Genomic DNA, 12,618 nt, shown 5'->3' on the forward strand with positions numbered 1-12,618 from the left:
CCTCGCTTGCCTATCGTCCCTGCGTTTCGAGGCAAGCCGTGCGGCCCGATTGCCGCGCGCGCCTCTCGGCGCCGCGTTGCGCGGCCCCGGCCATGGCCCAGACGCCTAGGCCGCCCAATGCGAGCAGGGCGCCGACCCATCCCGGCGAGGTCCAGCCGAACCCACCTGCTATTGCCAGGCCGCCGAGAAACGGCCCCAGCGCATTGGCCGTATTGAACGCCGAGTGATTGAGCGCGGCCGCGAGCCCCTGTGCGTCTTCGGCCACGTCCATCAAGCGCGTCTGCAAGACGGTGCCGAGCGCGCCGCCTACGCCGATCAAGAAAACGTCGATGGTGATCGTCCAGACGTTCGGAGCAGCCAGCGGAAAGACGAGCAGCGTCAATGCGCTCCAGACCAGCAGCAGCCCCGCCGTGCGCATCACGGCGCGGTCCGCGAACGTCGGCACGATGAGATTGCCGACGGTCATGCCGACCCCGAAGACGCCGAGCACGAGCGAGGATGTCGCGACCGACGCATGCGTGACGGCGGCGAGTACGTTGGCGAGATACGTGTACACGGCGAAGAGCCCGCCGAAACCGATTGCGCCGATTCCGAGCGTGTACCAGACCTGCGCACGTTTGAGCGCGCCGAGTTCGCGCAGCGGGCTCGCACCGGCCGCGGCCGGCGTGGACGGCGCCCACAGCCGCACGCAAGTCATCGTGGCGGCGCCCATGAAGGCGGCGAAACCGAAGCTCCAGCGCCAGCCGATCGCGTGGCCGAGCCAGTTCGCGAAGGGGACGCCGACGATCGTCGCCACGGTCAGGCCGAGGAACATGCGGCCCACGGCGACGGTGCGGCGATTTTCTGGCACGAGCGAAGTGGCCACGAGCGCGGCCACGCCGAAGTAAGCGCCGTGCGGCAATCCGCTGATGAAACGGAAGACGAGCATCCAGTGATAGCTCGGCGCGAGCGCGCTAAGTGTATTGCCCACGACGAAGAGCGCCATCAATGCGATGAGCAGGTCGCGGCGATCGAGCCGCGCGCCGAGTACGGCAAGGGCGGGCGCGCCCACCACGACCCCCAGCGCATACGCGCTGATCACGTGCCCGGCGACGGGCGCGCTGATGCCGAGCCCTCGGGCGAATAGGGGCAGAACGCTCATGGTCGCGAATTCGGTCGTGCCGATCGCGAAGCCGCCTACCGCCAAGGCGAAAAGAACCCAAGCCGTTCTGCTCTTTGCTGCTTCAATGTGGTGCATTGCCAACTGCCATGATCAAGTGGGGTTTACGCGCAAAGCAGCCATTCTAGTGGCGTGGCGAAAACTTCGCTTGGGTGGGGCGGAGACAGGGGAAGGCGGGGGGTGGCCGACTGCGGTCAGGTAGTCCCGACCAGATCGGGATGATTTTGCTTGAGCCATTCCGATACGGACGAAAGAACGTCGGTCGCTAGTTGCAATGCGTCGCCTAAGGTTTGTTCATCAACGGAATCGAATCCGTCCTATTTGCTGTTGCTCAGGTCCAGCAGCGTCTCGAGTTCATCGTGCCGTCTGCCGAAGCCGAGTGTCGCGGCCAGTCCTTCCAAGGCGATACGGTGATGGCCTAACCCTGACGAGATTCGGAAACCTTGCGCAACGAAGACCGCTAGCGCACAGAACAAAACCGCGTCATAAGCCGCATCCAATCTGGTTGGGCCCGATACGCCACTGTGCCGGGCGTCGTGGAATTTCTGAACTGCCGCTCGTAACTGCGACTGAATTGTCTGCCGAATTCCGGGTGCGCTCTTGGCGGACCAGTTCGGGGTGGTCCCGAACTAGTGATAAGGGGTCACGAAGAGGCATAGTCGAAGATTCCTTTTAGCAGGATAAAGGGGCGGGAGACAATGTTGCTCGCAAAGCCTTCGCCGGCGGCTAGCTTTTGTTCGAATTCTCTGCGTGACGCAACGGTGGCGTGAATTTCACGGTGATGCTTTCGGCCAACGGGTTTCAACCGCGCATTAATCTTTAGGCTGCTCAAACCATTTCCTAATACCAGCACATCGACATCCGACTTTGCGGATTCTTCCCCTCGGGCAACGGATCCGAATACCACCGCCGCCTCCACTTCGTCGGGTAGCGTATGCGTAATGTCATCAAGTATCTCGTCGCTTTTACGCGCTATTTCAGTGAGGCTCGAAAGCAGTGGGTCATCACCTGCCTGATAAGTGATGTGCAAGCCCTGCTCAGTCCGCTTTGCCAGGCCGACTGTCGACCACTTACGGAGCCATCGAGAAACGTTGCCTCGGTCCGCGCCGGCCATCCGGGAAAGCTCGAGCGTGGTGTAGCTCCGCGTCGGGTCACGATAGAGTAAGCGAAGCAAGGCAAAGCGTTGAACTCCGCCGAATAGCTCACTGAGCATCGCATTTTTCATCGTAGTTCAGATGTGCAATATACATCGAGGTTGTGTACCGTACACTGATGTCATTCGATCATCAAGATGTTTATTCTACATCCTTGATGTATGTTGCACATCGAACGGTGACATTGCTCGGTCGCGGGGCACCTTGAAAGCGGCATTTCAGTTTCACTGCCCGGACGCTCCCCCCTCTCCACCCGACGGTGCCATATCCGGCACGTCCGGCGTTGGCGTCGGCGACGAGCCCGCGCCCGCCGGTGGGAAACCACTGTTCCCGCGTGGCGCGCCGGACTCCGGCGGTAGGATCGTCGGCGCCAATTGCGGCGCCGTCGCGCTAGCCGGAACGCCAATCAGCGGCGGTTCGGACGCCGGCAACGGCTGCGACGCCGGCGGCACCAACCCGCTCGAAGCCGGTTCGGCCGCCGACGCCGGCGCGGATACGGGTTCCGCCGGCGACGCAGGCAAAGCCGGCGCCGGAGCACGGTGAACCGGCCCCGAAACCGCCGGCGCCTGCTGCTTGCCGCCCGAGAACCACGCCATCCAAGCGCGCAGCTTGTCGCGGAACACATCGAACGTGCTCGGCTGCACCTCGGTGTCGAACCGCACGCGCGAATCGATCAGCCGCGCTCGCAGCGCACGCTGATAAAAATCGCCGACGATGGGCAATGCGCTATGCGCACCTTCGCCCCAGTAATTGCCGAGCGCGATACGCCCGTCGTCGAAGCCGACCCAGGCGCCCGCCACGAGTTGCGCGTGCATCAGGATGAACCATCCATCGGTGTCGTCCTGAGTCGTACCCGTCTTGCCCGCCACGTCCGCGCGAATCCCGAAACGCGAGCGGATGCCCGCACCGGTACCGCGATTGACGACCTCGCGCATGACATCGAGCAAGGTGCGGTCGGCCGCCACGGGCAACGCCTGTTCCGGTGAAGCCGGTTCGAACCGCGCGAGTTCGTGCCCCTCGCGGTCGTCGATGCTCGTGACCATGCGCGGTTCGAGGTAGGCGCCGTCGTTCGCGATCGTCGCATACGCCGACACCATCTCCTTGACCGTCACCGGGCTCGTCCCAAGCGCAAGCGAGGGCACCGGCTGCAACTCGCTGTCGCGCACGCCCATCGCGCGCGCCAAACGCGCCACGCGCTCCGCGCCGACTTGCTCGATCAACTGGGCGGTAATGCGGTTGCGCGAGTACGCGAGCGCGTCGCGCAGCGTCATCGGCTTACCGCTCGGCGGGACGTCGTCGGTCGGGCGCCAAATCTCACCGCCCTTCAGCGGAATTTCGACGGGCTGATCGATGAACGTATCCGTCGCCTTCACGCCGGCCGCGAATGCCGCCCCGTACACGAAAGGCTTGAACGTCGAGCCCGGCTGACGACGCGATTGCTGAACGTGATCGAACGGCTCGTCGGCGAAATTGCGGCTGCCCACCCAGGCCTTGATCTGTCCGTTGCGAGGATCGATTGCAAGGAAGCCCGCTTGCACCTGCGTTTTGTCGTGACAGAGCTTGCGCATGAACGCTCGGTCGGCAATAAGCTGCTTGAGCGCCGCGTCGTCGGTCTGGCCTTCGTCGCGCGCGCTGCGGTATTCGGCCGATTCGCGCATGAACGTCTTGAACAGGTCGTTCGACGGCGAACAGCCCGCGCGTCCGCTCCATTGCCCGTTCGCGATCGACTGCAACTGATTCGCTTGCAGCGCGACCGCCGCCGTGGCCATCGCTTGCAGCCTCGAATCGATCGTCGTATGCACGGTCAACCCGTCGGAGTAGATGTTGTAGCCGTTCGCATCGGCCCAGCCGATCAACCATTTGCGCAACTGCTGCGCAAAGTGCGGTGCCGGCCCCGGCGGTTCGATCTGACGCTCGAAATCGACCGTCAGCGGTTTGACCTTCAGCTTCGCATACGCGGCCGGCGAAAGACGGCCGTACTTGACCATCTGCCCGAGCACCGTATTGCGCCGTTGCAGCGCGCGCTCGGGGTTGATCACCGGGTTGTAGTAACTGTTGCCCTTGAGCATGCCCGTCAGCGTCGCGGCTTCGAGGATGTCCAATTCATCGGCCGATTTGCCGAAGTAGGTGCGCGCGGCCATCTCGACGCCGTACGCGTTATAGAGGAACGGCACCGTATTCAGATACGTCTCGAGGATCTGGTCCTTGCTGTAGGCCATCTCGATCTTTTCGGCGGTGATCGCTTCCTTGATCTTGCGTGTGAGGGTGGGGGCGCGGCCCACTTCGTCGGGATAGAGGTTGCGCGCGAGTTGCTGCGTGATCGTCGAACCGCCTTGGCGGCTGCCGCCGAACGTATGCAGCGCGGCGGACACGGTCCGCTTCCAGTCGATTCCGTGGTGCTCATAGAAGCGATGATCCTCGGTCGAGATCAACGCATCCACCATGTGCGGCGAGATGTCCTTCAGCGAAACCCATTCGCGGTTCGACGGCTTGAATTCGGCAAGCAATTTGCCGTCGGCCGACAGAATTTGCGCGGGCCGATCGACGCGCGCCTTGCGGATGTCGCTGATGCTCGGCGTGAACGGGACCAATGCGAGCACGTACAGCAAAACGAGCGCGGGCGGCGTAGCGAGCGTAAGCAGCACGCCGCGCCGGGTCGGATGCCGCACGTGATACCAGACGGCGGACAGCAATGAGCGGATCGATTGGGCCGTCAAATCGAGCAGCGCCAAGGCGACATGCCAGCACATCGCGGCTGCCCGGCCTACGCGGCCAGCCCACCTCGTCAGGAAATCACGTACGGTCGTCATCAATCGGTGCGCCACGAAAACCGTGAGCCTGTTCTGAAAACGCTGCATGGTATCAAACAGGCTGTCGCACTCCGGCAACGGCCCGCCCCGGCGCGAACGTCAGCGTGCTTTGCCGCGCGCCGGCTTCTTTCCGGCGTGGGCGCCCGGGGCCGGCGCGGCGGTTGCCGCGGCCGCGCGGGGCACCGGACCGGACATCTGCTCGATCCATGACAACGCTTCGATATACGAAAGGAAGTGTTGCAAGTAGCCGGGTGAAACCTCGCGCATCAGGGACAGCGATCGATGCACGAGATGACTGGTGTTGAGCGGGCCCGCGTTCTCCGGCACCTTCTCGAGCGACTGCCGGAGCTGTTTTTCGGCGCTGAACTTCGACCATGTCTCGCGGAAATAATCGAGCACGGGCAACTCCGGCGAGCGGTCGAGTCGATGCCCCGGTAGGGCGCCGGCGTCGGGCGAGGCTTCGTCTTGTATGGCGGTGGTTGTGCGGCTCGCGACGAGTATGCCGGTCAATTCGGCGAGGGCGCTACCGGGGCGCGACGTGCTTGACGTATCCGTGGCTTTGGTCGTTGGCGTGGCCTCGGTCGCCGCGCGTTCGAACTCGCGGGCGTAATCGGCGATCAGGGCCACCAGCCGCGCATCCAACACACGCCTCACGTCGCCGTCGTATCGTTGCGCGCGCCGCGCGAGCGCCTCGATGAAGCGAAAGCGCGTGGCGTTCACGCGGTCGGCGCCGCGTGCGCGCCATTCGTCGAGCACCGCGCCCACGCCGCCGATACCGTCCGTGCTGTCGATCTCGCTACTCATGCGGCTGGGCTGTCGCGTTCGAGCGTTTCGGCACGGGGGCGATCTCGACGCGGCGGTTCTTTGCGCGGCCGGCGTCGTCCGCATTCGAACTCACGGGCTGTTGTGACCCGAATGCCGCCGCGAACACCGATGACGCGGGCACGCCCGCATCGATCAAGGCACGCGTGACGGTCAGCGCACGCTGGGCGGAAAGCTCCCAGTTGTCGGCGAAACGGCGGTTGCCGGCTCGGACCTGCTGGTCGTCGGCAAACCCGCTGACCATCAAGATCTCTTCGTGCGATTGCAAGTAGACCCTCAACGGCCCGGCGAGCGACCTCAGCAGATCGCGGCCTTGCGGTTGCAACTGATCCGAATTCAACGCAAAGAGCAAGCTGCCGCTGATGCCGATGCGTCCGTTCACGAGCGTGACGCGGCCGGCCGCGAGCGGCCCCGCCAGCGCCTGCTCGAGCGTCTTGCGTCGCTGCGCCTCGACTTGGCGCTGCTTCACCTGGTCTTCGAGCCGCGCCGAAAGCTCGAGCTGTAAACCGATGACGCCGACGAGGATCAGGACGAACGCGCCGACGAGTACCGACATCAAATCGGCGAACGCAGCCCAGACCGGCGCGGACGGCTCGACGCCGCCGTCGATCTCCTCGTTCATGCCGCCTCGGCTCCGTTCGATGCGCGCTGCGCGGCAAGCTGCTGCAGGTCCTCGACGATGTGCTTTTGCGACAACATGCTCAGGTCGATCACCTCGCGGGCTTGCGCCACGTAGTAGGCGAGTTGTTCGTCGCTGCGCGTGAGCGATCGATCGAGCGCCGATTCGATCCGCTGCAAGTGCGCGACGAGCCGTTCGTTCGATGCGCCGAATTCCTGGACGGCCGCGCCGAACGCATCGGTCAGGCTCGCGATTTCCACGGCGCTGCCCGTCACCTGCGCCGCCACGGAGCCGAGATTGCCGGCTTGCGCTGCAATGGTGTCGGAGAACTGCGTACCCACGCGCGCGAGCAGATCGGCCGACGTCGAGACGAGTCCGTCGATCGCGTTGCGCTGCTCGTTGGAAGCATGGTTGACCGCGTTCAGCAGCGTACCGAGCGTATCGAGCAGACGCGCGCGTTCCTCCAGCATGGCGGTATCGCGCACCATGCTGTCGGAGAGCTTCTCGCGCAGTTGCGCGACGACTTCCGCCGCCGCGCGCGGCGCTTCCGATGCCGCTTGCACGAGCCGTTCGATTTCGGCGATGGTCTCGGCTGCGCGCGCTTGCGTTTGCGCCGAGATGTCGGCGGCGGTGCGAGCGAGCGTGTCGCAAATCGCTTGCTGGCCGCTTGCGGTCTGCGCGCTGCTCAGGCGCCATGTTTCGCCGAGCGAGGTCGCCATCGCATCGAGCTTGTCCGCCCAGGCTTGGAGTCGCGTCTCGTCACGCGCGGCCAACTGCTGTTGCAGTTGCGCATGAGATTCGGCGAGCGTCTGGACCAGCGTGGCGGCATGCTGCTCGAAGGCGGCGATCGAGGCGGCAAGCGCCTGCTCGTGATGGGCCGCCTGCGTCTCGCTCGCGCGTGCTTGCTTCGTCAGCGCGGCTTCCCAGGCGGTCGTCAAGTGATCCGCGCCCGCGTCGATGCGGGCGGAAACGCCGTCCAGCAAGCTCGAGAACCGCTCGTCGAACGTGTGCGCGAAACCCTCGAGCGCGCCACGTAGATGATCGACGAGCGCCTCGCCGGAGCGTTGCTGTTGCTCGATCGCTTCGGTGTGAAGCTTCGTCACCGTCGAGGTGGTCGTGGCGACGCCGTCGGACAGCGCATCGAGTTGCCGCTGGACCGCCTCGGTGACGGTCGCGCCGAGCGTCGTCATTTCGCGCGAGAGCCCAGCCATCGTCGCTTGCACGACCGGTGCGATCGCCGCGCTCGCGCCGCGCGCGCTCTCGGCCGCGCTGTCGCGCAGCGAGCGCCCGACGGACGATGCAAGCCCCGCATAGGCTGCTTCGATGCTGGCATGCAGCGCCTGCTGGTTCGCGAGTTGATGTTCGTGCAACGCCATGCTCTGCCGCTCGATCGTGGTCATCATCGTTTGCAGACGATCCACGAGCACCGGCATCGTATCGGCTTGGCGCTGCATCAGTCTGAAGCTTTCCTCGCGGCGCCAAGTCGAGGAGTAGGGTCGTAGCGTCGTCGCAATCCGTTCGTCGAGCCCGCGCGCGGCTTCTATCCGTTCATGCCGGCACAGGGCCGAGAGTAGACCGAGCATCGCGGAGGTCGCGACGCCCGCGATGGAGGTGCCGAATGCAAAGCTCAGACCTTTGATCGGCGCGGCGAGCGAGGCGCGAATCGCGGCGAGATCGGTCGCGCTGTCGAGCGCGGCGCCGGTGCCGCGCAGCGTCGTCACCATGCCGAGCAAGGTACCGAGCATCCCGAGCAGGACGAGCAGGCCGACTAAATAAGGCGTCAGCGACGGTCCAGGCAAGGCGGCGCGCTCGCCTTCCACGCGCGAGCGGACCGTGCCGCGCAGCGTGGGGTCGAGACGTTCCAGCCACGCATCGAGGCTCGCGGGCGGCGCGGTCAGCTCGGCGACGGCACGCGCGAGACTCGCCGTGCGTTGATGGAAGCGGCGCAGTTCGAGTGCGCCGGCGACATAGCAAACGCCAATCAGCAACGTGACCGCGAGCGCAAGCGGGTTCGAGCCGGCGTAGCCCGCGGCGATCCAGCAGACGGCGGCGAGCCCGGCGAGAAAGACGACAAGATCGAGGCGATATCTGGACATAAGGTCCCGGTTAGCAGGCGCGAAGGGCGGAGCGCAGCCCTTCGACCGGTTGAAAACGAATCTCGAGTTCGGCGATGAGCACGCTGCGCATGTCCTGACGGAATGCGTCGAGCCACGGGCCATCCTTGAGCGGCGACTCGGCATCCGCTACTTCGGCGGATCCGTTTCCGCTCTCGCTCGCGGCCAATTCGGCGTCGCGCAGGCGCTCGAAATGCGCGGCCAGCAAGCCGGGGACGGCGGCTAGCGCATTGTGCTCACGTACGCCGAGTACGCGCTCCATCACGGCGTCCACCGACGCGAGCCGCGACAATTCCGGCGTCCGGCTCGCCAGCATGCCTCGCAGGACCGTGCGCAGATTGCCGATCGCGCTGTCCATGCGCTCCTGCAAGGCCAGATAGGCTTGCCTAAACGCCGCATACTCGGGCGCGATATCGGCCGGCGCCGGGTCTCGTCGATGACGCGCCCGGCCGCCGGCCCGTTGCGGCGCGAGCGTGGCGTCGCGGTTGATGGCGTCCGTCAGCGACGTGCGCACGCGCATGCAAAGCGCGTCTTCCGCCCGATCGGCTGTGGGCCCTTGCGCCGGGGCGCAAGGCGGCTTGGCGCCCAGCGCCGAGGACAACGCGATGGCATCGGTCCAGCCGAGCCATTGGCCCAGCCGATCGGCGAGCGGCTGCTCGGATTCCGGAAAGCCGGCGTCCGTCAGACGGGCGAGTAAGCGAATGAGCGCCGGGCCTTTGAGGAGCCCGCGCCCGGGAGCATGCACCATTGCCGTAACGCAAAAAAGGCAGCAGTTTACACGCCCCGGGGGTGGGGCGGTCCATGCCCCATTAAAACGCGGGGCGCGGCGGTCGGGGCTCGACCGCGCCGCACGCGCCCATTCCCCTTGACCCTCACGTAGCGTAAGGTCTTAGCCTCCAACGTGCGCACTAAAAAAGGGAGGCTCGGATGTTGTTGAAAGTGGGAGAACTGGCCAAGCGTAGCGGATTGACGATCCGGACGTTGCATCACTACGACGAAATCGGTCTTCTCACGCCTTCCGCGCGCGCCGATAACGGCTACCGGCTATATGACCGGAGCGACGTCGCCCGGCTGCATCAAATACAGGCGCTCCGTCGCTTCGGGCTCTCGCTGGCCGAGATCGGCGCTTATTTCGCCCAGCCGAACGCTCCGCTCGCCTCCATCGTGGAACGGCAGATCGCCATGCTCGACGATCAGATCGAACACGCCGCACGCCTGCGCGCGCATCTCGTGCAATTGCGCGACACGCTGCTGGATGGGCAGGAGCCGGAACTGGCCGATTGGCTCTCAACGTTGGAGTTGATGACGATGTACGACAAATATTTTTCGAAGGATGAATTGGCCCGCTTGCCGATGTACTACGACAGTCAGGCGATGCAAGCCCAATGGAGCGAACTGATCGACGAGGTGCGCGCCTTGATGGAAGCCGGCACGCCGCCGGAAGCCGAAAAGCCGCGCGAACTCGCGGTGCGGTGGATGACGATGCTCGTGCGCGACACGAACGGCGATCCGCGTCTATTCGCGAAGCTAAATCGGATGCATGAGTGCGAGCCGTCGATGCAGGCGCATATCGGAATCTCGACGGCGCTACGCGATTACGTCTTGCGGGCGTTTTCCGAAACGAAGATGTTGATCTATGAAAAATATCTGTCGCCCGACGAAATCCGCTTCATGCGAGCCAATTACGGAAAACGGGCGATGGAGTGGCCGCAGTTGATGGCCGACGTTCGCGATGCGATCGAGGCTGGGTTGGCTCCGGATTCGCCGGAAGGCGCCGCGCTTGCCCGGCGCTGGCTCGATCTCTTTCGAAGCTACGCGGGCGACGATCCCGAGACCCATGCGAAGTTTCGCACCGCCCTCCAAAACGAACCCGGGCTGCGTGCCGGAACGTTGGTTGACGACACGCTGGTCACGTTCGTTCGCCAGGCGATGCAACATGTGACGCCATCGCGCTGACGACCGCCGCCGCGGCCCGCTTGCGTTGCAGGAATGCGCGCACGGCGGGGTCGGGCGCCAGGCCGATCGCGAGATCGTACGACTCTAGCGCGGCGCCCTTCGCCCCGGCGCGCGCGAGCAACTCCGCGCGCGTCGCCCAATAGGGCTGGTATTGGGCGAGACGCGCATCGCCGGCATAGGGCGCGAGCGCGTCGAGCCCGGCTTGCGGGCCGTCGCGCTCTGCCAAGGCCGACGCGCGGTTGACCGCTACGACGGGAGAGGCCGCGATCGCCAGCAGCGCATCGTAAAGCTCGACCACCTCGTCCCAATTCGGCCGGCGCGTGCGGCAACGGTGGATATGCGCCGATTGCAGCGCCGCCTCCAGTTGAAAGCGTCCGATCGCACGGCGGGCGCTCGCCCGCAAAAGCAGGGCTTCGGCCGCGTCGATCATCGATGCATTCCATTCGGCGGGGTTCTGCGCGGAGAGCGGCACGTATTCGCCCGCCGCATTGCGCCGCGCGCCCGCTCGAGCCTGCGTATAGAGGATCAAGGCCAACAAGCCGAGCGCTTCGGGTTCGTCAGGCAGCAACTCGACGAGCAATTGCGCAAGAAATAGTGCTTCGCCGGCCAGATCGTGCCGCGCGGCGTCGCCGCCGGCGGTGTCGGTCCATCCCTGCGCGTAGACGGCGTAGACCGCTTCCAGCACCGCTCCGAGCCTCTCGGGCAATTCTTCGCGCGCGGGCACGCTGAACGGGATGCCCGCATCGCGTATCTTCGCCTTGGCCCGTGCGAGCCGCTTGTTCATCGCGGCGGGCGACGTCAAGAACGCGGATGCGATCGCCTTGGCATCGAGCCCCAGCACCACTTGCAGCATCAGCGGCGTGCGGATGGCGGCGTCGAGCGCCGGGTGCGTGCAGGCGAACAGCAGCGCCAGGCGGCGATCGGGCAGGGCGCTCGGGTCATGGTCGTCGATTTCGTCCGCAATCAGCGCAAACTCGTGCACGAGCGCGTCGCCGATGCGCCGGTGGCGGGCGCGATCGATCGCGCGGCGCCGCGCGACCGTCATCAGCCAGGCTTCGGGGTTGGCCGGGCATCCGTGCTTGGGCCAATCGATGAGCGCGGCCGACAACGCATCGGCCAAGACGTCCTCCGCCGCGGCCACGTCGCGCGTGCGCATCGCCAGGAGCGCGACGAGCTTGCCGTAGCTGCGGCGCACGACGGCGTCGGCGACCGCGCGGGCGTCGTAGTCCGCGTCGGGCGCGCAGCCGGGCGCGTTCATACGGAGGCGGGATTGTCGTAGGGAGGCGCCCAGACGGGACGCACTTCCATGACGCCGTAGCTCGCACCGGGGCAACGGGACGCCCAAGCGATGGCGGCGTCGAGGTTCGGCACGTCGATCAGATAGTAGCCGGCGAGCTGCTCTTTCGAATCGCTGTACGGTCCGTCCAATACCTGCGGCTTGCCGTCGATGAGCCGCACGGTCGTCGCCGCGCTGGTGTACTGAAGCCGGTTCGAGCCGAGGACGACGTCGGCCTTGCGCAACGATTCGGTATAGGCGCGATAGACCGCGATTCGTTCTTGCCGCTCGGCCTCGTCCAACTGCTGCGTGGCGCTCTCCGACGAGTAAATGAGCAGTAAATATTGCATTCGAGCCTCCGTCATGGGTGGAAAGCGGTTCCGATCAGATCGTCCGCTATGACAATGACGCTCGAGCTGCAACCGAAGGGACAGGCGGGGTTCAAGCGTTGACGGCTTACCTCCGCTCGTTATAGACGGTGGCGCGCGCGGCTCCAAGTCCGCGTCGCCGTCTGGGACGACAGCGGTTCGATCAGCTTCTGACATAAATCATTCATTGAAATGATTTTGCGGGCTTATGCATTGGTTATTTTTATCTGTCACCATGCGCATTATTCATTTGACTAAATATTGAGGCAGATAATCGGCCGGTTATTCCTCGCGTGCGATCGATTGACCGCGCCGGCGGCAAGCGCGGCGCGGCGCTGTT

10 protein-coding genes are annotated in these 12,618 nt (G+C 65.1%); 1 reads left to right on the forward strand and 9 read right to left on the reverse strand.

Going from position 1 to position 12,618, the window contains the following annotated elements; translation table 11 throughout:
* Positions 1–10: 10 nt before the first annotated feature.
* The 7 genes from DXT59_RS18730 to DXT59_RS18760 all read right to left on the reverse strand — a co-directional run bounded on the left by DXT59_RS18730 (position 11) and on the right by DXT59_RS18760 (position 9,426).
* A complete protein-coding gene (locus tag DXT59_RS18730; RefSeq protein WP_116138361.1) occupies positions 11–1,237 on the reverse strand; it encodes an MFS transporter in 1,227 nt (408 codons plus the stop codon).
* 565 nt (positions 1,238–1,802) lie between these two features.
* Complete coding sequence (locus DXT59_RS18735; protein WP_116138362.1) at positions 1,803–2,384, reverse strand: nucleotidyltransferase domain-containing protein; 582 nt, start codon at positions 2,382–2,384, stop codon at positions 1,803–1,805.
* A gap of 153 nt (positions 2,385–2,537) precedes the next feature.
* Positions 2,538–5,123, reverse strand: coding sequence for a penicillin-binding protein 1A (locus DXT59_RS18740; protein WP_420823401.1), 2,586 nt, complete (start codon positions 5,121–5,123; stop codon positions 2,538–2,540).
* 99 nt (positions 5,124–5,222) lie between these two features.
* Positions 5,223–5,927 carry a DUF2894 domain-containing protein gene (locus tag DXT59_RS18745; RefSeq protein WP_116138364.1) on the reverse strand — a complete coding sequence of 235 codons (705 nt, stop codon included), beginning with the start codon at positions 5,925–5,927 and terminating at the stop codon, positions 5,223–5,225.
* The gene (locus DXT59_RS18750; RefSeq protein ID WP_116138365.1) at positions 5,920–6,567 is read right to left on the reverse strand and encodes an OmpA family protein; all 648 of its coding nucleotides are present in this window, start codon (positions 6,565–6,567) and stop codon (positions 5,920–5,922) included. Before DXT59_RS18750 ends, DXT59_RS18745 begins: the two co-directional genes overlap by 8 nt.
* A complete protein-coding gene (locus tag DXT59_RS18755) occupies positions 6,564–8,660 on the reverse strand; it encodes a DUF802 domain-containing protein (protein WP_116138366.1) in 2,097 nt (698 codons plus the stop codon). Before DXT59_RS18755 ends, DXT59_RS18750 begins: the two co-directional genes overlap by 4 nt.
* A 10-nt stretch (positions 8,661–8,670) precedes the next feature.
* Positions 8,671–9,426, reverse strand: coding sequence for a DUF3348 domain-containing protein (locus DXT59_RS18760; RefSeq protein ID WP_116138367.1), 756 nt, complete (start codon positions 9,424–9,426; stop codon positions 8,671–8,673).
* A gap of 179 nt (positions 9,427–9,605) precedes the next feature.
* Between DXT59_RS18760 and DXT59_RS18765 the strand changes: the two genes are divergently transcribed.
* A complete protein-coding gene (locus DXT59_RS18765; protein ID WP_116138368.1) occupies positions 9,606–10,634 on the forward strand; it encodes a MerR family transcriptional regulator in 1,029 nt (342 codons plus the stop codon).
* On the opposite strand, the gene DXT59_RS18770 is transcribed toward DXT59_RS18765, so the two are convergent.
* Together DXT59_RS18770 and DXT59_RS18775 are read right to left on the reverse strand one after the other, a co-directional pair.
* Positions 10,588–11,892, reverse strand: a complete 1,305-nt coding sequence (locus tag DXT59_RS18770; RefSeq protein WP_116138369.1) for an RNA polymerase sigma factor — start codon at positions 11,890–11,892, stop codon at positions 10,588–10,590. The two genes, DXT59_RS18765 and DXT59_RS18770, sit on opposite strands and share 47 nt — an antisense overlap.
* Positions 11,889–12,260 (reverse strand): YciI family protein, encoded by a 372-nt coding sequence (locus DXT59_RS18775; protein ID WP_116138370.1) that lies wholly within the window; start codon positions 12,258–12,260, stop codon positions 11,889–11,891. The genes DXT59_RS18770 and DXT59_RS18775 overlap by 4 nt, the downstream gene beginning before the upstream one ends.
* Positions 12,261–12,618: the final 358 nt, after the last annotated feature.

It is taken from the genome of Trinickia diaoshuihuensis (assembly GCF_003390925.1).
GTDB classification, from domain to species: Bacteria; Pseudomonadota; Gammaproteobacteria; order Burkholderiales; family Burkholderiaceae; genus Trinickia; species Trinickia diaoshuihuensis.

Bases quoted from the DNA above. Each gene is read 5' to 3' on its own strand.
- DXT59_RS18730 (WP_116138361.1), bottom strand. From the start codon at position 1,237: ATGCACCACATTGAAGCAGCAAAGAGCAGAACGGCTTGGGTTCTTTTC.
- DXT59_RS18735 (WP_116138362.1), bottom strand. From the start codon at position 2,384: ATGAAAAATGCGATGCTCAGTGAGCTATTCGGCGGAGTTCAACGCTTT.
- DXT59_RS18740 (WP_420823401.1), bottom strand. From the start codon at position 5,123: ATGACGACCGTACGTGATTTCCTGACGAGGTGGGCTGGCCGCGTAGGC.
- DXT59_RS18745 (WP_116138364.1), bottom strand. From the start codon at position 5,927: ATGAGTAGCGAGATCGACAGCACGGACGGTATCGGCGGCGTGGGCGCG.
- DXT59_RS18750 (WP_116138365.1), bottom strand. From the start codon at position 6,567: ATGAACGAGGAGATCGACGGCGGCGTCGAGCCGTCCGCGCCGGTCTGG.
- DXT59_RS18755 (WP_116138366.1), bottom strand. From the start codon at position 8,660: ATGTCCAGATATCGCCTCGATCTTGTCGTCTTTCTCGCCGGGCTCGCC.
- DXT59_RS18760 (WP_116138367.1), bottom strand. From the start codon at position 9,426: ATGGTGCATGCTCCCGGGCGCGGGCTCCTCAAAGGCCCGGCGCTCATT.
- DXT59_RS18765 (WP_116138368.1), top strand. From the start codon at position 9,606: ATGTTGTTGAAAGTGGGAGAACTGGCCAAGCGTAGCGGATTGACGATC.
- DXT59_RS18770 (WP_116138369.1), bottom strand. From the start codon at position 11,892: ATGAACGCGCCCGGCTGCGCGCCCGACGCGGACTACGACGCCCGCGCG.
- DXT59_RS18775 (WP_116138370.1), bottom strand. From the start codon at position 12,260: ATGCAATATTTACTGCTCATTTACTCGTCGGAGAGCGCCACGCAGCAG.